General features: G+C 69.8%; 15 protein-coding genes. 9 read left to right on the top strand and 6 right to left on the bottom strand.

The window, feature by feature from the left end:
* Window positions 1-2: 2 nt before the first annotated feature.
* The gene (locus tag ACNI65_RS11125) at window positions 3-2,297 is read right to left on the bottom strand and encodes a CocE/NonD family hydrolase (RefSeq protein WP_416763054.1); all 2,295 of its coding nucleotides are present in this window, start codon (window positions 2,295-2,297) and stop codon (window positions 3-5) included.
* A 56-nt stretch (window positions 2,298-2,353) separates the two neighbouring features.
* The gene (locus ACNI65_RS11120; protein WP_416763053.1) at window positions 2,354-2,617 is read right to left on the bottom strand and encodes a hypothetical protein; all 264 of its coding nucleotides are present in this window, start codon (window positions 2,615-2,617) and stop codon (window positions 2,354-2,356) included.
* Window positions 2,618-2,864: 247 nt separating this feature from the next.
* Here ACNI65_RS11120 and ACNI65_RS11115 point away from each other — a divergent pair, with 247 nt between their 5' ends.
* On the top strand, window positions 2,865-4,967 hold the full coding sequence (locus tag ACNI65_RS11115; protein WP_416763051.1) for a prolyl oligopeptidase family serine peptidase: 2,103 nt from the start codon (window positions 2,865-2,867) through the stop codon (window positions 4,965-4,967).
* A 21-nt stretch (window positions 4,968-4,988) separates the two neighbouring features.
* On the opposite strand, the gene ACNI65_RS11110 is transcribed toward ACNI65_RS11115, so the two are convergent.
* Window positions 4,989-6,731 carry a family 16 glycosylhydrolase gene (locus ACNI65_RS11110; RefSeq protein ID WP_416763050.1) on the bottom strand — a complete coding sequence of 581 codons (1,743 nt, stop codon included), beginning with the start codon at window positions 6,729-6,731 and terminating at the stop codon, window positions 4,989-4,991.
* A gap of 81 nt (window positions 6,732-6,812) precedes the next feature.
* The gene (locus ACNI65_RS11105) at window positions 6,813-8,459 is read right to left on the bottom strand and encodes a glycoside hydrolase family 64 protein (protein ID WP_416763048.1); all 1,647 of its coding nucleotides are present in this window, start codon (window positions 8,457-8,459) and stop codon (window positions 6,813-6,815) included.
* Between the two features lie 244 nt (window positions 8,460-8,703).
* On the opposite strand from ACNI65_RS11105, the gene ACNI65_RS11100 reads away from it, so the two are divergent.
* The 3 genes from ACNI65_RS11100 (at window position 8,704) to ACNI65_RS11090 (ending at window position 13,045) form a co-directional block, all read left to right on the top strand.
* Window positions 8,704-9,909: an MFS transporter gene (locus tag ACNI65_RS11100; RefSeq protein ID WP_416763046.1), complete on the top strand. Its 1,206-nt coding sequence runs from the start codon at window positions 8,704-8,706 to the stop codon at window positions 9,907-9,909.
* A gap of 20 nt (window positions 9,910-9,929) precedes the next feature.
* Window positions 9,930-10,493 (top strand): GNAT family N-acetyltransferase, encoded by a 564-nt coding sequence (locus ACNI65_RS11095; protein ID WP_416763044.1) that lies wholly within the window; start codon window positions 9,930-9,932, stop codon window positions 10,491-10,493.
* A gap of 332 nt (window positions 10,494-10,825) precedes the next feature.
* A complete protein-coding gene (locus ACNI65_RS11090; RefSeq protein ID WP_416763043.1) occupies window positions 10,826-13,045 on the top strand; it encodes a TonB-dependent receptor plug domain-containing protein in 2,220 nt (739 codons plus the stop codon).
* A 46-nt stretch (window positions 13,046-13,091) separates the two neighbouring features.
* Here the strand turns inward: ACNI65_RS11090 and ACNI65_RS11085 are convergent, their stop codons facing one another.
* Together ACNI65_RS11085 and ACNI65_RS11080 are read right to left on the bottom strand one after the other, a co-directional pair.
* Entirely contained in the window at window positions 13,092-13,838 is a 747-nt protein-coding gene (locus tag ACNI65_RS11085) for a LuxR C-terminal-related transcriptional regulator (RefSeq protein ID WP_416763041.1), read from the bottom strand.
* Between the two features lie 82 nt (window positions 13,839-13,920).
* The gene (locus ACNI65_RS11080; RefSeq protein WP_416763039.1) at window positions 13,921-14,898 is read right to left on the bottom strand and encodes an NADPH:quinone oxidoreductase family protein; all 978 of its coding nucleotides are present in this window, start codon (window positions 14,896-14,898) and stop codon (window positions 13,921-13,923) included.
* A 133-nt stretch (window positions 14,899-15,031) separates the two neighbouring features.
* On the opposite strand from ACNI65_RS11080, the gene surE reads away from it, so the two are divergent.
* The 5 genes from surE to rlmD all read left to right on the top strand — a co-directional run bounded on the left by surE (window position 15,032) and on the right by rlmD (window position 20,357).
* Entirely contained in the window at window positions 15,032-15,787 is a 756-nt protein-coding gene (gene surE, locus ACNI65_RS11075) for a 5'/3'-nucleotidase SurE (protein ID WP_416763038.1), read from the top strand.
* Entirely contained in the window at window positions 15,784-16,629 is an 846-nt protein-coding gene (locus ACNI65_RS11070; protein ID WP_416763037.1) for a protein-L-isoaspartate(D-aspartate) O-methyltransferase, read from the top strand. Before surE ends, ACNI65_RS11070 begins: the two co-directional genes overlap by 4 nt.
* 65 nt (window positions 16,630-16,694) lie before the next feature.
* Complete coding sequence (locus ACNI65_RS11065; protein WP_416763036.1) at window positions 16,695-17,573, top strand: peptidoglycan DD-metalloendopeptidase family protein; 879 nt, start codon at window positions 16,695-16,697, stop codon at window positions 17,571-17,573.
* A 24-nt stretch (window positions 17,574-17,597) separates the two neighbouring features.
* Entirely contained in the window at window positions 17,598-18,785 is a 1,188-nt protein-coding gene (rpoS, locus tag ACNI65_RS11060) for an RNA polymerase sigma factor RpoS (protein WP_416763035.1), read from the top strand.
* A gap of 117 nt (window positions 18,786-18,902) precedes the next feature.
* Window positions 18,903-20,357, top strand: coding sequence for a 23S rRNA (uracil(1939)-C(5))-methyltransferase RlmD (gene rlmD, locus ACNI65_RS11055; RefSeq protein WP_416763033.1), 1,455 nt, complete (start codon window positions 18,903-18,905; stop codon window positions 20,355-20,357).
* The last annotated feature ends 22 nt before the right edge of the window (window positions 20,358-20,379 follow it).

Raw genomic sequence — 20,379 nt, 5'->3', positions numbered from 1 at the left:
GTTCAGTCTCTGATGCCGAAGTTCAGGCAGCTGCTGCCGCGCCAGCGGATCTCCAGCGGCGCGCCGGCGTCGGCGAGGGTCTCGGTGGACGGATCCTTGCCGCTGCCCAGGTTGAGCTGCCGGTCGGGCTGCTTGACCACGCCCAGCGTGACCACGAGCCGGCTGCCAACCTCCAGCCGGTGGCCGATGACGCGCGTGTCTTTCACGACCAGGCGTTGCGGAACGCCGGGGCGCAGCAGGCGGCGCTGACGCGGATCGGCGTTGAGGCTGGCGCGCTGCAGCCACCAGGCGAGATCGAGATAACCGCCGCGAGGACCCAGCGCGTACACGCCCAGCACGACATCCACGTCGCGCTTGTTCACGACGAAGTCCAGCAAGCCATCGAAGCCGCCGGCCAGCTCCATCGGCTGCGAGAGCGCGTCCGTCACGAAGACGAGCCCGGCGCGCGGGTCCAGTCGCGTGTGGACCGCGTCGCTGGGCGACGGCCGGGCCGCGTCGGTGCGGTCGCGGAAGTCCACGCGCTGACGGGTCTCGGCCCGCGGTCGCGGCGTCGGGGACAGCACGTTGGCCAGCGACGGGTCACCCGGCACGCCACCGGCATCGGGCGCGCGCGACGCGGCCGGCGTGAGGCACAGGCGCTGCGTGCGCGTCGCCATCGCGTCGAGCGTCGGCGCATGGCGCCAGGTGTCCGCGCCCATCACCTGCCAGTTGACGCGGTCCGCGAGCAGCGCCGGCTTGGGCGCGCCCTTGAGCACGTGGTCGAACCACGCCAGGCGCAGGCCCTGCAGGTCGATGCGCGCGGACGGATCGGTCGTGTAGCCCTGCACGAGGGGCGGCACGCCGGTCTGCATCGAGAAATGCTCGAAGGGCCCGATGAGCAGCGTGTGATCGGCATTCGGCCGCTGGCGCACATGGGCGCGCCAGTAGTGCAGGGCACCGATCTGCGCGCCGTCGAAGTAGCCGGTCGTCGCCAGCACCGGCAAGTCCACGTCTGCGAAGTCACGGCCCTGCGGGATCAGCCGCTGCCAGTAGTCGTCGTAGGTGGGATGGCGCAGCCATTCGGAGAACAACGGGTTGGCGGTGCCGTCGATCGCGGGGAGCTCGCGGTAGGCGCGGCCGCTCGCGTACCAGCGCTGATCGAGCCGCGCCCAGCGCGCCTGATCGCCATAGGTCGCGTCGTCCAGCGCGCGCTTGCCGGTGACGTAGAGCGGCCACGGCAACATGAAGTTCAGGAAGACGCCGCCCTCCATCGGCACGTCGATGCCCGGAGCCGTGGTCGCGGAGGTCGCGATCGCCATCAGCGCCGCCGGGCGGTGCTTGAGCGCGGCCCACTGCGTGAATCCGCTGTAGCTGCCGCCGTACAGGCCCACGCGGCCGTCGCTCCAGGGCTGGCGCGCGATCCAGTCGATGACTGCCGCGGCGTCCTCACCGTCGTGCTGGAACGGAACGATGGGGCCGGTGCCCAGGCCCTTGCCGCGCGTGTAGGCCACCACGCCCGCATACCCGTGAGCGGCGACGCGTTTGGCGTCGGTCCAGGCCCAGTCGTCGTTGGCGTAAATGGTGAAGGTCATGAGCGCGGGCCGCGGTGGCCCGTCGATCGGCCGGACGATCAGCGTGTCGAGCGCGGTGCCGTCGCTCGCACGCACCGGCGTGCCGCGTGACAGGGGGCGCTCGATGACATAGCGCCGCGCGTCGTCGGCCTGGATGGCTGGCGCGGCCAGCGCCTGGAACGCGCGATAGGCCGAGACCACCTGCCACGCGCGCACCAGCCGCACGGCTTGCGGCGGCGCCAGGCGCGGCTGGCCCACGGCGGGCGCGAGCGCCTCGTCGACCGCCCCCTCCATGCGCGGCAACTGGCCGCTGAACGTGGGCTCGCTGCGCCACGCGGCGCGCGGATCCAGCGCGCCGAAACGCTCGGCGAAGACCTCGCGCCACGCGTCCGCATAAGGGCGGCCAGTCGCTTGCGCCTTCAGCAGCGCGCGGGCGTGGATCTCGTATTGGAGGAAGAGCGGCGGCGCGGCGGGGTCGATGTCGCCCGGGCTGCGCAGACGTCGCAAGGCCAGCAGGCTATCGAGCGCCGCGGCCGGTTGGCCGGCCACGAGCTGCAGCCGGAATCGCGTGTCGAGATCGCGCTGCGGATCGTCGTCGCGCCAGGAGCCCAGCAACTGCTCGGCCAGCGCGCGCATGGCCACGGGCTTCGCGTCCTCCGCCACGCGCGGCTCGCGCAGCGCGGGTGGGGTCACGAGGCTGGCGTCGGGCTCGGCGGCGTGGGCCTGGAGCGCAACCATGGCGCTCATGGCGAACACCACCAGTCCGCCGCCGACGCGGCGCCTGATCCAGGCGTTCAACGGGATCAGCGCTTGGACGGCGAGACCTCACCGGTCAGCAGGCCGGTGATCACGCATTCGAGGAAACCGCCGCAGCGCGAGCTCGCGCGGCGCGAGTCGGCGCGGTCCTGCGCGGCGCTGCTGGCCTCGCGGGCGCCGGCGCGTTGCAGGTCGACGGACGCGCGCTGATCGTTGTCGGCCCGCTCGTTGTTGTGGGTCGCGCAGCCGGTGGCGAGCGCGCAGACGGCCAGCAGCGCGGCCAGCGCCACGCGGGAAGCTTGAACTTGCATCGAGGAACTCCCTGGACCCGCCGATGTTGGAAATGGATGTCGAGGCGGATCGCGGCGCAGTATCCGCGTTGTCCGCGAAACGTGCACGCGTGGCCAGCGATGAATGTCGATGACGAGAAATGCCCAGGTGAAGCTTTCGACAAGTCCTCCTGGATCGTCCCTATGCGCCGCGGCCTCGAACCGACGAAGAATCGCCCCCGACACACGGGCCTCATTCGAGGACCTCGTGGACACAGGGAGCGACTTCATGCATCGATCTGCAGGCGGCCAGCGGGCCGCCTTGTTTCGTCTGGGCGTGCGCCTCGCGCTCGTCGCGCTGGCCGCGGTCTGTCTGCTGATCACCGTGACCGCGGTGCGCGCGCAGGCTGCGGGCACCGGGCCGTCAGCTGCGACGGCGAGGCCCGCCGGTACCCCGCCGCCGATCGCCGATTTCTTCCGCGACCCGCAGCTGCGCCGGCCCAGGATCTCGCCCGATGGCCGCGCGATCGCGCTGGTCGTCACCAGCCCGCAGAACGAGCGCAGCGCGCTGGCCGTGATGGAGCTGGAGCAGGGCAACAAGATCCAGGTGGTGGCGAGCTTCACCGATGCCGACATCGCGCAGTTCGACTGGGTCGGCAGCGAGCGGCTGGTCTACACCGCCGGTCCGGATCAGTCCGGCAACTGGCGGCGCGAGAACTTCGCGGGCCTGTGGGCCGTCAAGCGCGACGGCAGCGAGCGCCGCCAACTTATCCTCACGCGTTACGGCCAGGACAGCCGCGTCGATTCGCGCATCGCCACGCGCGCGCTGCCCTTTCAATGGTTCCTGCAAGACGTGCCGGACGACGAAACCGGCGAGGTCGTCGTCGGTTATGGCCGTTATGACGCGAACTGGCAGCTCCAGTCGGTGCAGCTCGCGCGGCTGAACATCGAGACCCAGCAGCGCCGCATCCTCGAGGCGAAGTCGCCGCAGAACGTGATCGGCTGGGCCCTCGATCCGGTGGGCGAGCCCTGGGCGCTGGGGACGCTGGACGGCAACCGGCTCGCGCTCCATTACAAGAACGCCACCGGCGCTTGGGTGCTGGCGCAGGAGGGGACCTACGTGAAGGCGCCGCCGCCGTCGCCGCTGGCCTCGGACGGCCGCGGATTGCGGCTGGTCGTGGCGAAATCCGGCGCGGGCACGCAGGCGCTTTACCGCGTGGATCCGGCGACGCTGCAGCCCGAGCGCGAGCCGCTCGTGTCGATCGCGGGCTTCGACTTCGACGGCAACGCGGTCTTCGACGCCGACAGCCGCCGGTTGCTGGGCCTGCACTTCCAGGGCGACGCGCCGGCGACGCACTGGTTCGACGCGACGCTCAAGGCCGTGCAGGCTGACATCGACCGCGCACTGCCCGGTCGCGTGAACGAGCTGGAGTGCCGCCGCTGCCTGAAGACGGGGCGTGTGCTGGTCACGTCGATGTCGGACACGCAGCCCGCGGAGTTCTTCCTGTACGAGGTCGCCGAGAGGCGCCTGCGCGCGCTGGGTGGGACGCGGCCGTGGATCCGCGCGGAGGAGATGGCGCAGCGGGAACTGGTCCGCATCCGCGCCCGCGACGGCCTGGAGTTCCCCGTGATGGTGACGATGCCGCGCGGCCGCCCGGCCGGTCCGCGCGCGGCGGTGATGCTGGTGCATGGCGGTCCGTACGTGCGCGGCACGCGCTGGACCTGGGAACCACTGGCGCAGTTCCTGGCCTCGCGCGGGTACGTGGTCCTCGAGCCGGAATTCCGCGGCAGTACCGGTTATGGCGATCGGCTCTTCAAGGCGGGCTGGCACCAGTGGGGCCTGGCGATGCAGGACGACGTCAGCGACGCGCTCGCCTGGGGCGTGAAGCAGGGTTGGGTCGATCCGAAGCGCGTGTGCATCGCCGGCGCGAGCTACGGCGGCTACGCCGCGATGATGGGCGTCATCAAGGATCCGGCGCAATACCGCTGCGGCGTGAGCTGGGCCGGCGTGACCGACATCGACTATCTCTTCAGCCTCGACTGGAGCGACATGAGCGACGTGTGGAAGCGCTACGGCATGACCGCGATGATCGGCGACCGCGAGAAGGATGCGGAGCAGCTGCGGCGGACCTCGCCGCTGCGCCGCGCCGCCGACGTGAAGGTGCCGGTGCTGATCGGCCACGGCATGGAGGACCAGCGCGTGCCCATCGACCACGCGACCGATTTCCGTCGGGCGCTGGACAAGGCCGGGCATCGGCAGGTCGAGTATGTGACCTACCAGGATGAAGGCCACGGCTGGCGCAAGCTCTCCACCGAGCTCGACTTCTACGGCCGCATGGAGCGCTTCCTGGCGCGCCATCTGGGCGAGGGCGCGCCGGCCGCCGGGCAATGAACCCGGCGGCGCTTCCGTCGCTTACTTCAGCGTGTAGCTCAGCCAGGCCGTGTCATACGCGCCGTTGCGCGCCGGGTCCCAGTAGGTGAAGCTGTAGCGCACCACGTCGCCGGCCTTCAGGCCGGGCACGGTGTAGGCATTGCCGCTGCCTTCCTTGAGCATGCGCACATTCATCTGGCCGCCGCCGTTGACCGTGTAATGCACATCGGCCCAGGTGCCCGTGGCCTGCGTGAACTTCACCGTGCTCGCGGTCGGCTGGCTGATGCCGTCGGGCGTGGCCGGCGGCGGATCCGTCGGCGTCGTCGTGCCCGATTCCCACACCACGTCATCGATCGCGAACTGGAAGGCCTGCGCCGGCAGCCGGTTGGCGTCGCTCGACAGCATGAAGATGTCGGCGATCGACTGCAGCGCCACCTTCGGGCCGATCAGCGTCGACACCGGCACCGTCGCCGTCGCCCACTCCCCGTTGCGCACCAGGCCGAAGGCCGTCGTGTTGGCCGGGAAGTTCACCCAGTTCTGGTTGGTGTACGTGTCGCCGATGCCGATGTTGAAGGACACGTTGGCCGGGATCTTGATCCGGAACTTCAGGTTGCCGTTGCGGTAGTTGGTCAGGTCGCGGGTCTGGCGCGCCTGGATGCCGCCGCCGAACCACTGGCCCGGCGTGTTGTAGCTCCACGCGATCACGTTGGTGCCCTCATAGGGCTGGATGTTGCCCGCGCCGGTCGACGCGCCGTTCCACAGGAAGATGTCGGACGTGCTGCCCGCATCGAGCTTGTTGCTCACCGCGGCGTTGTCGGTGAACACGCCGAACTTGCCGGACGCCTCGGGCACGGTCTGGTTGCCCAGCTTGACCTCGCCCTTGCCGTCGAGCTCATACACGCGCACGTAGTCCACGTACATCGTGCCGGGCAGCGGCGCGGTCACTTGCGCCGGCGTGGCCGCATCGGTGAAGTTGCCGCCGACGGCCAGGTTCAGCAGGAAGTAGAAGGGCGCCTGCAGCGCCGTGGAGCTCACGGGCAGCGGGGCGTCGTACATGTCGTGCTCGCCGTCGTTGTCCACGACGGTGAAGCGCATCTGGCTCTCGGTCCAGTAGAAGCGGTACTTCACGAAGCGGTTGGCGAAGGACGCCTGCGGGCGGTACCAGTTCTTCGTCTGCCAGGCCGTGGACGCCGCGCACGATTCGTTGCCCGGCACGCAGGCGGCCTGTGACCACGTGATCACGTTGGCGCCGACGAAGTAGTCGGGCGAGGGCGCACCCGCGGCAGACCAGGCGGAGGCCTTGTGGCCGAGCTCGGCGATGTCGATCTCGCCCTTGCGCGGCCACGCCTGCGGGCTGGTGCCCAGCAGCCATGCGGCGGGCCACAGGCCCGTGGCCAGCGGCGGCGTGGCCATGCGGATCTCGATCATTCCGTACTTGACCTGCACCTTGCCGAAGGAGTCGATCTTCCCGGAGGTGAACTCGTTGCTGCCCACGGTCTGACGCAGCGCGCGGATCGCGAGCGCCCGCGTGCCGGGCTCGAAGGGCACGTCGGCGATGGACAGGTTGTTGGGGCTGTAGGACTCGAGCTCCGCATTGCCGTAGCCGCAGAGGTTGATCTGGCAGCCGTTGCCGTTGTAGGTCGTCCAGATCGAGGTGTTGAGCGCGGCGGCGTTGAATTCCTCGGACCACAGCAAGCGGCCGATGGTCGGGTTGGTGACGCTGGCGTGGGCTTGCGCGGCGCCCAGGACCAGCAGTCCCAGCGTCGCGGTTTTCAGAGAACGCATGTCTGTCCTTCTTCGCAGTGAAGCGAGTTGATGGGGAGGGGGCGTGAAAGATGGGAAGCGAGAGCGCGGTGGCGACGCGGCTTACCAGCCGATCGTGTAGGTGACCGTGGTCGGCGCGTTGGTGTGCAGCGAGGGGCTGAAGCCGCCGACGTCGTCGTACGCGAAGCCGTAGGCCAGGCCCACGCCATTGGCGTTGCCCTCGGTGCCCTTGATGGCGTGGTCGTGCCAGAACTTGGCGAACCAGTTGGCGCGCGTGCCTGCGGGGTAGAAGGCCGCCGGGCGGTACCAGTCGGCCGGATTGGCCAGCACGTGGCGGTTGAGCGCCGCGCACACCTGCGCCTGGATCTGCAGCTGGATGGACTTGGCCGGATCGCCGTTGGGCACATCGACCTGGAAGCTGCCGTCGGGCTTGCGCGGATCGTCGAGCTTGCCCGCGCCGAGGAACACCTCGGCCGTGTTGGGCTGGCCGTTGATGTAGTACGTGCCGTTGAAGCGCCCGCCGGTGAAGACGAAGCGGTTGGTGCTGGCATCCACGCGGCCGCGGAAGGTGCCGAGGTTCTCGAGCGTGAAGACGAGGTCCTGCGACTTGAAGCGGTTCCACATCTCGCCGATGTAGCCGTCCAGGTAGGCGCCGTTGACGTCGCCCGGGCGGAAGGTGAAATGCGCCGGCGCCAGGATGCGCGTGCGCGGCGGCACGGCGGGGAAGTTGGGCTCGGCCAGGCTGCGGAACTCGACCGGCACCTCCTGCTGGAATCGGGTGAACAGCGTGTCGCGCGATTCGGTCAGCGGCTCGCCGACGGTCTTGTCGTAGCCGCCCAGGCCTTGCAGGCGCAGCTTGAGCGGGAACCCGAAGTGGTCCACGCGCGTGGTGTTGATGAAGATGCCCTGGTCCGGCTGACCCTTGGGGATGAGCGCGAATTCGCCGAAGTCGAAGACGACGTCGAGGTTGGGATCGGTGGCGTTCTCGATGTTGGCACCGGCGTAGGCGACGCGGCCCGCGCCGTCGGTGTTGACCTCGATGTACATCGGGCTGCCCACGGACATCAGCACGCGCGCCGAGTTGATCGGCGGGATCGTGATCTGGCGCGTCTGCGAGAGCGGGAAGAAGTAGTTGGCGTACAGGCGGCCGTTCTTGGGCACGGTGTTGTCGGACAGGCGCATCGGCACGACGTTGCCGGCGGCGTCGACATGCACGAACTCACCGGTCTGCCAGCTCTTGCCGATGACGGCCCAGTAGACCTGGGCGTCGCTCCAGCGGCCGTTGGTCGCGTTCTCTACCTTGAAGGTGGTGCGTGCGTTCCAGTCCGCGCCATTGCCCGGCGTGCCGGGGTTCTGCGGCGTGCCCGGATCGGTGCCGCCGCCGGTGCTGACCGTCGCGCTGAAACGGGCGCTGTCGTAGGCAGGGTTGCCGTTGTTGTAGGTGAACCAGTAGTCCACGCGCGTGCCGTTGACCGCGCCGGCGAGCGGCTGCTCGTAGCGCGCGGTGGCGCTGTTGTAGGGCATGCGCAGGTTCTGCTGCGCGCCGCCGTTGAGCTGGTAATGCGCGTCGACCCAGGTCGTCGCGACATTGGACTTGAACCACAGCGTGGCCTGGCTGCCGTTGAAGGCCACACCGTGGCTGAAGCTCGCGTTGGACTGGGCGAGGGCGGGGGCGCTGGACCCCGCGGCCACGCAGGCCAGGGCCAAGCCGGCCAGGCAATGGCCCAGCCAGGAGAGAAGGCGTGTCATGTCGTCTCCGAATCGTGTTGTCGACCGTGAGCAGGAGGCACCGATCGACACGGGACGGGAAGCGCTCTTTGGCGCTCGCCTCGGACCCGTGACTTCTCTCCGGCGGCGCCGATGCTAGTGAAAAACCGACGTTTATGAAAGCGCTTTCACGCGAAAGGGGCATTGGGGTTGCAACAGCTTGAAAGCGGATCGACCGGGCGAGCAGCGGCGCGAGGGGCCGCGAAGCGGGCTTATCGTCGAGCCCATGTCGACGCCGTCCTCAGCCACGACCTTCTCCTTCCGGCGCATCGCGCTGCCGGCCTTCGGGCCCTCGCTGCTGTTCGGGCTGGGGGAGGGGGCGATCCTGCCGATCGTGCCGCTGATGGCGCGCGAGCTGGGCGCGTCGGTGTCGATGGCGGCGTTCGTGGTCACGCTGATCGGTGTCGGATCCTTGCTGAACAACATCCCCGCGTCGGTGATCACGATGCGCTGGGGCGAACGCTGGGCCATCGTGGCCGCGGGCGTGTGGAGCGCGCTGGGCATGGCGCTGTGCGTGCTGGTGCCGGGTGTGGTCGCGCTGGCGGTCGGCTGCTTCATGGTGGGCATGTCGCAGGCGGTCTACAACCTCGCGCGTCAGAGCTACCTGACCGAGGCGGTGCCGGCGGTCTATCGCGCGCGGGCCTTGTCGACGCTGGGCGGCGTGATGCGCATCGGCATGTTCATCGGGCCCTTCCTGTCGGCGGCGGCGGTGCATGCCTTCGGGCTGTCGGCCGCGTTCGCCGTGGGCATCGCGGGTGTGCTCGCCGCGGCGGCGGTCGGTGCTCGACTGCCTGACCTGCAGGCGCCGGTGCATCCGGAGGGGCAAGCCCCGGCCCCGGTGTCGCTCGGGTCGATCCTGTCGGATCACCGCCGCGTGTTCCTGACGCTGGGCCTGGGCGTGCTGCTGGTGAGCGCGGTGCGAGCGTCGCGTCAGGCGGTGATTCCGCTGTGGGCGGACCACCTGCTGCTGGCGCCAGCGGTGACCTCGATGATCTATGGCATCTCGGGCGGCATCGAGATGCTGCTGTTCTATCCGGCGGGCCGGGTGATGGACCTGAAGGGCCGGCGCTGGGTGGCGGTGCCGTCGATGGCGATCATCGGCCTGGCGATGCTGGCCATGCCCTTCACCGTCGGCTTCGTCACGCTGTTGATCGCGGCGACCGCGATCGGCGTGGGCAACGGCATCGGGTCGGGGCTCATCATGACGCTGGGCGCCGATCACGCGCCGCGCCACGGCCGGGCCTACTTCCTCGCGGTGTGGCGTTTCCTCTCCGACCTGGGCGGATCCTGCGGACCGGCGCTGCTGTCGGCGCTGGTGGCGACGGCGTCGTTGGCTGGCGGGATCGCGGTGACGGGGCTGTTGTCGCTGCTCGCGGCTACGCTGTTGGGCATGTGGATCCCGACGCGCAAGTCATCGGAGAGCAAACCTTGAATTCACCGCCCAAGTCCCTTGTGACTGAGCGCCTCGTGATGCGGGCATCCACGCCCGCGCTGGCTGAGGCCACGATCGATTACCAGCAGCGCAACCTCGCGCACTTCGAGCGCTGGGACCCGACGCGGCCGTCCGATCATTGGACCTTGGACGTGACCCGCGCTCGGCTGGAGCGCGAGGCCGCGGCCTTTGACGCGGGCACGCTGTGGCGCTTCTGGATCTCGTCGCGCGAGGCGCCGGACCGGGTGATCGGACAGTGCGCGGTCTCCGAGGTGGTGCGCGGCGTCTTCCAGAGCGCGATGCTGGGCTACAGCCTGGATGTGGACTGCGTCGGCGGCGGCTTGATGCACGAGGCGCTGGCTCGTGTGCTCGATGAGGTCTTCGGGCCGCTGGTGTCGCTGCACCGGGTGCAGGCGTCGGTGAGACCGGAGAACGCGCGCAGCCGCCGCGTGCTGGAGCGGCTGGGTTTCCAGCGCGAGGGATTCAGCCCGCGCTACCTGTTCATCGATGGCGCGTGGCGCGACCACGAGACCTTCGCGCGGATCAATCCGACGTGGGGGGATAGCCAGCGGCCGGCCGAATGAGATGGCGGGACGGGCCGGGCCGCCTTTCGGAATGAGTCCGCATGTGCTTGTGCGCGGACCTTCCTTGTCCGGGCACGCCGGCGCACGCAGGCTATGGGGTCTTCTCCTTCGATGAATCCCGGAAAGCCCCCATGTCGCTTCGCTTCTCTCGCGGTCCGTCCCGTCGCTCCTCGCATCGCGCGCTGCTCTCGCTGAATACGCTCTCGCTCGCAATCATCGCGAGCCTCGCCCCGGCGGCGGCTGGCGCGCAGACGCCGTCCAGTGCGTCAGCTCCTGCGGCAAGCGCCGCCTCCGATCAACTTCAGCAAGTCGTCGTCACCGGCACACGCCGCGTGAACCGCACCGTGGCCGAGTCCGAATCGCCCGTGGACGTGCTCAGCGCTGCCGACCTGCAACGCACCGGCACTTCTGAACTCGCCACCGCGCTGAGCCAGTTGTTGCCCTCGTTGAACTTCCCGCGCCCCTCGCTGACCGACGCGTCGGACGCGGTCCGTCCCGCGCAACTGCGTGGCTTGGCGCCCGACCAGACCCTCGTGCTCATCGACGGCAAGCGCCGCCACACCACCGCCGTCGTCAACATCAACGGCACGCAGGGCCGAGGCTCCGCGCCCGTCGACCTCAACACGATTCCGCTCGCCGCCATCGAACGCGTCGAGGTGCTGCGCGACGGCGCGGCCGCGCAGTACGGCTCGGACGCGATCGCCGGCGTCATCAACATCGTGCTGAAGAAGGGCGCGCGCGGCGGTAGCGTCGGCGTGGAGGTCGGACAGACTGACGCCGGTGACGGCCTGCGCCACACCGAATCGGCCAGCGCAGGTTTCGCGCTCGGCGACGGCGGCTGGGTCCGCGTCGCGCTCGAGAACCGCCATCAGCAGCGGACCAACCGGGCTGGCGTCGACACCCGCGATGCCGCGACCGAGCCGCGTCTGGGGCAGGTCAACAACCGGCTCGGCGATCCCGACAGCCATCAGCAGTCGGCCGTGATCAACGGCGAGATCGCACTCGGGACGAGCCTGCAGGCCTACGCCGTCGCCACGCTCAGCCGTCGGGACACGGACTCCGCCGCCTTCTGGCGCACCCGCGCCACCGCCGTCGCCAACAACGTGGCCGGTCTCTATCCGGAAGGCTTCCTGCCGCTGCAGCAGAGCCGCACGGTCGACACCGGGCTGGTGATCGGCGTGCGGGGTGAGCTCGCCGGCTGGAACTGGGACGCGAGCCTGGACCATGGCCGCAATCGCTTCGACATCGACGTGACCAACACGGCCAACTACTCGCTGGGCAACGCGAGCCCGACGCGCTTCGACGCGGGCCGGCTCAGCAACCAGCAGACGGTACTGAACCTGGACCTGTCGCGCGAGGTCGATCTCGGTCTGGCCGCGCCGTGGACGCTGGCGCTCGGCGCGGAGGCGCGTCGCGAGCGCTACGAGATCGATGCCGGCGAGCCCGCTTCGTATCAGAACGGCGGGGCCTCGGGCTTCCCCGGCTTCCAACCGGGCAACGCGGGCGCGCATTCGCGGCACGACGTCGCTGCCTATGCGAGCCTGGAAGGCCAGGTGACGAAGGCCTTCAGCGCCTCGGCGGCACTGCGCGCCGAGCACTACAACGACTTCGGCAGCGCGACCTCGGCCAAGCTCTCCGGGCGCTATGTCTGGTCACCGGCGGTGGCGCTGCGCGGCACGGTGTCGACGGGATTCCGCGCGCCGTCGCTGGCGCAGCAATGGTTCGCGACGACCTCGACCAACCTGATCAACGGCGCGCTGGTGGAAGCGGGCACCTTCCCGGTGGAGTCCTCCGCCGCGGCCGCGCTGGGCGCGAAGCCGCTGAAGGCGGAGAAGTCGCGCAACCTGAGCCTTGGTCTGCTGCTGCAGCCGCTGGCGCAGTGGCAGACCACGGTCGACGTCTACCAGATCGACATCGATGACCGCGTCCTGCTGTCGGCCAACCTGAGCCTGCCGACGGCGCTGCGCAACCAGCTGGCCGCGCAAGGCGTGCTGGTGAGCGCGGGGCGCTACTTCACCAACGCGCTGGACACGCGCACGCGCGGCGTGGACGTGGTGAGCACCTGGCAGCAGGACTGGGGCGGTGCCGGACGCGGCCAGTACACGGTGGCCTACAACCACAACAAGAACTCGATCCGTCATGTGGACGACAACCCGGCGGTGCTGAGCGCCAACAACCTGGAGCTGATCGACCGGGTCACGCTGGCGCGGGCGACGGTGGGCTCGCCCAAGGACAAGCTGGTGATCAGCGCGGAGCATCGATGGGGTCCGTGGACGGGGCGGGTCGCGGCGAGCCGCTATGGGAGCTTCGTGGTGCGGCAGTCCAATCCGGCGAATGACCAGACCTTCGCGCCGGCCTGGCTGCTGGATGTGTCGGCAGGGTGGGAGCAGGGCGCCTGGCAGGTCAGCGCGGGCGTGGACAACCTGACCAACCGCTACCCCGATCGGGTGATCGCGGCGAACGCGGTCGGCGGCATCCTGAGCTACAGCCAGTTCTCGCCGTTCGGCTTCAATGGCCGGCAGTACGTGGCGAGGGTGGGGTATCGATGGTGAATCGCGGGCCGTCAGGTCCGATCCCGGATCTTCCCGATCCGGGAGTTCAAACCAACCCTTGCTTGCTCGCCAGCACCGCCGCTTCCGCGCGGCTCGAGACGTTGAGCTTCTTGTAGATCGACTTGATGTGGTCGTTGACCGTGAACCACTTGATGCCCATCAGGTTCGCGATCTCCTTGATCGTGAAACCCTTGCTCAAGTAGGTCAGCACCTCGTTCTCGCGCGGGGTCAGGCGTTCCCATTCGGGCACCGGGTCCAGCGTCACGCCGCGCCCGCTGGGCGAGGCCGTCGAGGTCAGGCTGCCGAAGCCCGAGTTCAGTCCCATCGGGCCCGAATCCCCGGTCGACCCCGGCCGGAAGTGCGACAGCAGCCGCCGCGCAATCGCCGGCGACAGCGGCGGCTGACCGCGCACGATGCGCTGCAGCTCCTCCACCAGCACCTCGAAGCGGTCTTCCTTCAGCAGATACCCATCCGCCCCGCGCTGCAGCGCCGGGAACAGGTGGTCGTCATCCGAATACAGCGTGGTGACGATCTTCACCGCCGGCTTGCCGGCCAACTCGCCCAGGAACTCCATCCCGTTGCCGTCCGGCAGCTCCAGGTCGATCAGGATCAGCTTGAACCCGGGCCCGTTGGGCCCGCCCTCGGCCTCGACCTTGGCCAGCTGGCGGCGCGCGCCTTCCAGGTCCCCGGCCTCGGTGATCTCCATCCCGTCGCTGAAGCTTTCACGCACCACGCGGCACAGGAAGCTGCGGGCGACAGGGTTGTCTTCGACGATGAGAACTTTGACGGCCATGGTGTGCGGAGCGATAGCTGGCCGCATCCTAGCAGCGCCCCCCCGGCTTGCATGCCCCGTGAAACAGGGTGTCGATGGGCGGTCAGCCGTTGACGACGACCAGCTTTCCCACCACCTGCCGCGTGGCCATCCGCGCGAACGCCCGCGGCAGCTCCTCCATCGGCAGCACCTGGTCGATCACCGGCTTGATCTTGCCCGCCGCGTACCACTGGGCCAGCGCCATCATCATCGCGGCGTTCTTCTTGGGTTCGCGCTTGGCGAACTCTCCCCAGAACACCCCCACCAGCGACGCCCCCTTGAGCAGCGCCAGGTTCAGCGGCAGCGCCGGGATCGCGCCCTGGGCGAAGCCCACCACCAGGTAACGCCCCCGCCAGGCGATCGAACGGAAGGCCGCCTCGGCCAGGTCCCCGCCGACCGGGTCATAGATGACGTCCGGGCCCTTGCCCTCGGTCAGCGCCTTGAGCTCATCGCGCAGCGAGCCGCTGGCGTAGTTGATCGTGGCATCCGCGCCGATCTCCCGGCAACGCGCGCATTTCTCGTCCGTCGACGCCGCCGCGATCACCCGCGCCCCGGCCGCCTTGGCGATCTGGATCGCCGCCGTGCCCACGCCCCCGGCCGCTCCCAGGATCAGCACCGTCTCGTCGGGCTGCAGCGCCGCGCGGTCCATCAGCGCATGGTGGCTGGTCGCGTAGGTGCAGATGAACGCCGCGGCATCCTCGAACGGGAAACCCGGCGGCAGCGGCATCGCCAGCGCCGCCGGCACCAACGCCTCGGTCCCGAAGCCGCCCGTGCCGGTGAACGCGGCCACCGCGTCGCCGGGCTTGAAGCCGCTCACGCCTTCGCCGACCGCCTCGACGACGCCCGCGAACTCCGTGCCGGGCACGAAGGGCAGCGGCGGTTTCATCTGGTACTTGTTCTGGACGATCAGCAGATCAGGGAAATTCAGGCTCGCCGCCTTGATCGAGACCTTCAGCTGGCCCGGGCCAGGCGTCGGGGAGGGCAGTTCCTTCCACAGCAGCGCCTCGACACCGACGGGGTTCTCGCACAGCCAAGCCTTCATGGGGATCTCCAGGATGTTGTGGGGCGCCGGGGCCAGGCCGAGGGCCAACGCCGGCGCGGGGTCGGGCGGATGATAGGCAGCCCGGGAGGCCCCTCGCGTCACCCGGGTGACGGCCTGCCTACAATGCCGCCCCATGCGCATCCTCATCGCCAACGACGACGGCTATCTGGCCCCCGGCATCGCCGCCCTGGTCAGCGCCTGTGAAGGCCTCGGCACGGTGGAAGTCATCGCCCCCGAGCAGAACGCCAGCGGCACGTCCAACTCGCTCACGCTGCACCGGCCGCTGTCGGTCTACACCGCCGCCAACGGCTACCGCTATGTCAACGGCACGCCGTCCGACTGCGTCCACCTCGCCCTGACCGGCCTGCTGGACTACAAGCCCGACCTGGTGCTCTCGGGCATCAACAACGGCGCCAACATGGGCGACGACACGCTCTACTCGGGCACGGTCGCCGCTGCCACCGAGGGCTACCTCTTCGGCGTCCCGTCGATCGCCTTCTCGCAGGTCGAGAAGGGCTGGGGCCACCTCGACGCCGCCTCCGCCGTGGCACGCGCCCTGATCCAGGACGTCATCGCCGGCGGTCTGGATCACCCCTTCCTGCTCAGCGTGAACATCCCCAACCGCGCCGACGCCGCCTCGCTGCCGCGCCGCATCACGCGGCTCGGCCGCCGTCACGCGAGCGAGGCCACGATCCAGCAGCGCAGCCCGCGCGGCGAGCCGATCTACTGGATCGGGCCGGCCGGCGCCGAGCGCGAGGCCGGCGAGGGCACGGACTTCCACGCCACCGGCAATGGCGCGGTGTCGGTCACGCCGCTGCAGGTCGACCTCACCGAACACGCGACGCTGGGCGACTGGCGCCAGCGGCTGCAGACCACCGGCCGTCCATGACCGCCTCGCCGCCCCGGCCCAAGCGCTTTCCGCTGTCGCTGGACAAGCTCGGCACCCCCCGCGCCGCCGCGCCTAGCGCGGCCGCGGCCGCCGAGGCGCGCGAGCCGCTCAAGCCGCAAGGCCACTGGCAGCAGGCCGCCGCCATCAAGGCTCGCCAGACCACGCCCATCGGGCTGGGGCTGGACTCGGCCGGCGTGCGTCAGCGCATGGTCGACCGCTTGCGCCGCGAGGGTTTGAGCGACGAGCGCGTGCTGCAGGCCCTGGCCACCGTGCAGCGCCATCATTTCGTGGACTCGGCGCTGGCCACCCAGGCCTACGAGGACACCAGCCTGCCCATCGGCCATGGCCAGACGATCTCCAAGCCGTCCGTCGTCGGCCGCATGCTGGCGCTGATGCTGAACGCGCCCGGCGCGCAGCAGCGCGGCCATCTGGGCAAGGTGCTGGAGATCGGCACCGGCTGCGGTTATCAGGCAGCGCTGCTGATGCAATTGTCGAAACAGGTGGTGTCGGTGGAGCGGCTCAAGCCGCTGCACGACAAGGCCCGCGACAACCTCGTCGGTTTCCACCAGATCCGCCTGGTCTACGGCGACGGCATGCTGGGCCATCGCCCGTCCGCGCCCTACGACAGCATCATCTCGGCCGCCGGCGGCGACGACATCCCGCAAGCGTGGCTGGACCAGCTCGCGCCGGGCGGCCGGCTCGTCGCGCCGATGACCGCGCCCAGCGGCCGCGGCCAGGTCCTCGTCCTCATCGACCACGTCCGCGACGCGGCCGGCTCGCGTTTCGTTCGCAGCCTGCACGAGGCGGTCCTGTTCGTACCCCTAAAATCCGGAGTCCTGTGACGCGGCGCCTCGACGACACCCTCGAGGCCCCGCGTCCGGGCTTTCCCAACGACATCTTCCCGCGCATGCAACAACTCTTCCGTTCCCCGCTGCTTTGGGCTTCCGTGGTGGTGATGGCGCTCACGGGCTGCCAGAACACCCCGCACCGCGCGCCGGTGGAGGATCGCCCCGTGGGCAAGGGCGCGAACACGCAGGCCATGCCCGGCACCGCCATCACGCCCGCACCGGAATCCAAGCCGCTGCCCGGCGCCGAGAACGCCGGCAAGCCCGGCTACTACACCGTCAAGCCCGGCGACACGCTGATCCGCATCGCCATGGACAACGGCCAGGGCTGGAAGGACGTCGCCCGCTGGAACGGCATGGACAACCCCAACCTCATCGAGGTGGGTCAGGTCTTGCGCGTGGTGCCGCCCGGCGTCGATCCGACCGGCGTGACGACCAAACCGCTGGCAAGCTCGAAAGTCGAGACGCGGCCGCTGGATGGCAAGTCCCCGGCTCCGGCGACGACGACCGCTTCCGCCGCCTCGGCGCCCGCGCCGATCGCCACCGCGCCCGTCGCCGCGACCAAGGACGACGACGACATCAGCTGGGGCTGGCCCGCTTCCGGCCCGGTGGCGGCCGGTTTCGACGAGGTCCGCAACAAGGGCATGGCCTTCTCCGGCAAGGCCGGCGATCCCGTCTTCGCCGCCGCCGATGGCCGCGTGATGTACGCGGGCGCGGGGTTGCGCGGATACGGCAACATGATCATCATCAAGCACAGCACGAACTATCTGACGGCCTACGCGCATAACCAGACGTTGCTGGTGAAGGAAGACCAGGTGGTGCGCAAGGGTCAGAAGATCGCCGAGATGGGTAGCAGCGACGCGGATGCCGTGAAGCTGCACTTCGAGGTGCGCAAGCAGGGCAAGCCGATCGATCCGTCGAAGTTGCTGCCCGCGCGCTGAGGGCGCTCAAGGAGGCGCCGCGACATGAACTTGCAACGCGCCGCTTCCTCAGAGGGTCACCTGCCCGAAGGCCTGGACCGCCCCGGTCATCCAGGCCGCTTTGAATTGCCGCTCGAGCTCTCGAGCGACGGCGCGGACGCGACCGACGAGCGTGAGGCGGATGGCCGCGGCGCGCAGGGCGAAGGCGGCGACGGCGACGGCGAAGAGGGCCACGACCCCGCCGACGCGTCTCCCGACGGTTCCCCCAGCGGCGGCGCAGAAGCCGCCAGCGAGGACGACGAGGATGTCCGCGCGCTGCGCGACGCCGAGTCCGGCGAAGCCCGCAAGGCCGGCAAGGGCGACCTCGGTCCCGCCGACGGCGATGCGACCAACGCGCTGCAGGCCTACCTGCGCGACATCCGCCGCACGCCGCTGCTGACCCCGCAGGAGGAGTACGACACCGCTGTCAAGGCGCGTGCCGGCGACTTCGAGGCGCGTCAGGCGATGATCGAGCACAACCTGCGGCTCGTGGTCAGCATCGCCAAGAACTACCTGGGCCGCGGCCTGCCGATGAGCGATCTCATCGAGGAAGGCAACCTCGGCCTGATGCACGCGATCGGCAAATTCGAGCCCGAACGCGGTTTCCGATTCTCGACCTACGCCAGCTGGTGGATCCGCCAGGCGGTGGAGCGCGCGCTGATGCATCAGGCGCGGCTGGTCCGGCTGCCGGTGCACATCGTGCGCGAGCTCAACCAGGTGCTCAAGGCGCGCCGCGCGCTGGAGGCGCTGGCCGCGGAGCGCGGCGGCGAGGGCAGCGTGCGCGCCGAGGATGTCGCCCAGGCGCTGGGCCGCCCGGTGGACGAGATCGCGGAGCTGCTCGCCTACGCGGAGCTGCCGAGCTCGCTGGATTCGCCGGTGGACCGCAACGGGGAGGGCGGCGAGTCGATGCTGGACCTCGTCGCCGACGAGCAGGCCATCGATCCGGCCGGACATCGGCTCAGCCATGAACTCGAGGACCTGCTCAAGAGCGGGCTGGCCTCGCTGAGCGACCGCGAGCGCGAGGTGCTCGCCGGACGTTACGGCCTCGCGGACCGCGAGCCCGAGACGCTGGACATCCTGGCGGTGCGGCTGGGCCTGACGCGTGAACGCATCCGTCAGATCCAGATCGAGGCGCTGGCCAAGCTCAAGCGCAACATGATGCGCCAGGGCATCAGCCGCGATTCGATCTTCTGAAAGGCGCTCCTCCCGCTGAGGGAAGGGAAGCTCCCCTCGCCCGCGGAGCGGGAGAGGGGCAGGGGGTGAGGGCTCGTGGCGCGGCTCGGTCGCGCGGCGCTGGGATAATGCCGCCCCATGACTGATGTATCGGAATGGCTGAAGGTCGAATCGCTGGACCTTGAAGCGCAGGGCGTGGCCCACAACAGCGAGGGCAAGGTGGTCTTCATCGAGGGGGCCTTGCCGGGTGAGGAGGTCCAGGTCGCCGTCGGCCGCAAGAAGAACAACTGGGAGCAGGCGGCGCTGGTCGCGATGCGCCGCGAGAGCGCGCAGCGCGTGCGCCCGGTCTGCCCGCATTTCGGTCTGCACCCCGGCGCCTGCGGCGGCTGCAAGATGCAGCACCTGCATCCCGCCGCCCAGGTCGCCGTCAAGCAGCGCGTCCTCGAGGACAACCTGTGGCACCTCGGCAAGGTCAAGGCCGAGGCGCTTCTGCGCCCGATCGAGGGTCCGGCCACCGGTTATCGCTACCGCGCGCGGCTGTCGGTGCGTTACGTGCCGAAGAAGGGCCATGTGCTGGTCGGCTTCCACGAGCGCAAGAGCCGCTACATCGCCGACATGCAGGTCTGCAAGGTCTTGCCCGAGAAGATCAGCGCGATGCTGATGCCGCTGCGCGGGCTGATCGGCGCGATGGACGCGCGCGACCGCTTGCCGCAGATCGAGCTCGCCATCGGCGACACCGACGGCACGCAGGTCATCGCGCTGGTACTGCGCCACCTCGAGCCGCTGAGCGCGGGCGACGTCGCCAAGCTGCGCGCCTTCGCCGCCGAGCACGGCGTGCAATGGTGGCTGCAACCCAAGGGGCCGGAGACGGTGCACCTGCTGGATGCGGACGGTCCGGAGCTGGCCTACACGCTGCCCGAGTTCGGCGTCCTGATGCCGTTCAAGCCGACCGACTTCACGCAGGTCAATCACCACATCAACACGGTGCTGGTCGGACGCGCGCTGCGCCTGCTGGGCGTGCAGCCCGAGGAACGCGTGATCGACTGGTTCTGCGGCCTGGGCAACTTCACGCTGCCGCTGGCCACGCAGGCGCGCGAGGTGCTGGGCATCGAGGGCAGCGAGGCGCTGGTGCAGCGATCGCGCGAGAACGCCAAGCGGAATTCGTTGGATGGCAAGGCGAGCTTCGTCGCGCGCAATCTCTTCGAGATGACCCCGACGTTGCTGGCCGCCGACGGCGTGGCCGACCGCTGGCTGATCGACCCGCCGCGCGAGGGCGCCTTCGCTCTGGTCAAGGCGCTGGCCGACCTGATCAAGGACCCGTCGCTCGCGCCGGGCTGGACGCCGCCCGAGCGCATCGTCTACGTGTCCTGCGCCCCATCGACGCTGGCGCGCGACGCCGGGCTGCTCAAGCACGTCGCCGGCTACCGGGTCACGATGGCCGGCGCGGTGAACATGTTCCCGCACACGGCGCACGTGGAGTCGATCGCGGTCTTCGAGCGCGATCCCGAGGCGCAGGTCCGCATCGCCGAGCAGGCCAGGGCCGAGGCCGCGCAGGCGGCGCTGGACGCCCAGTCGGCGCAGCCGAACTCGTAGAATCGCCGGCTTCGGTTTCTCT

Source organism: Roseateles sp. So40a (genome assembly GCF_048081605.1).
Classification (GTDB): domain Bacteria; phylum Pseudomonadota; class Gammaproteobacteria; order Burkholderiales; family Burkholderiaceae_C; genus Roseateles.
This window is presented reverse-complemented; position numbering and strand designations above follow the sequence as displayed.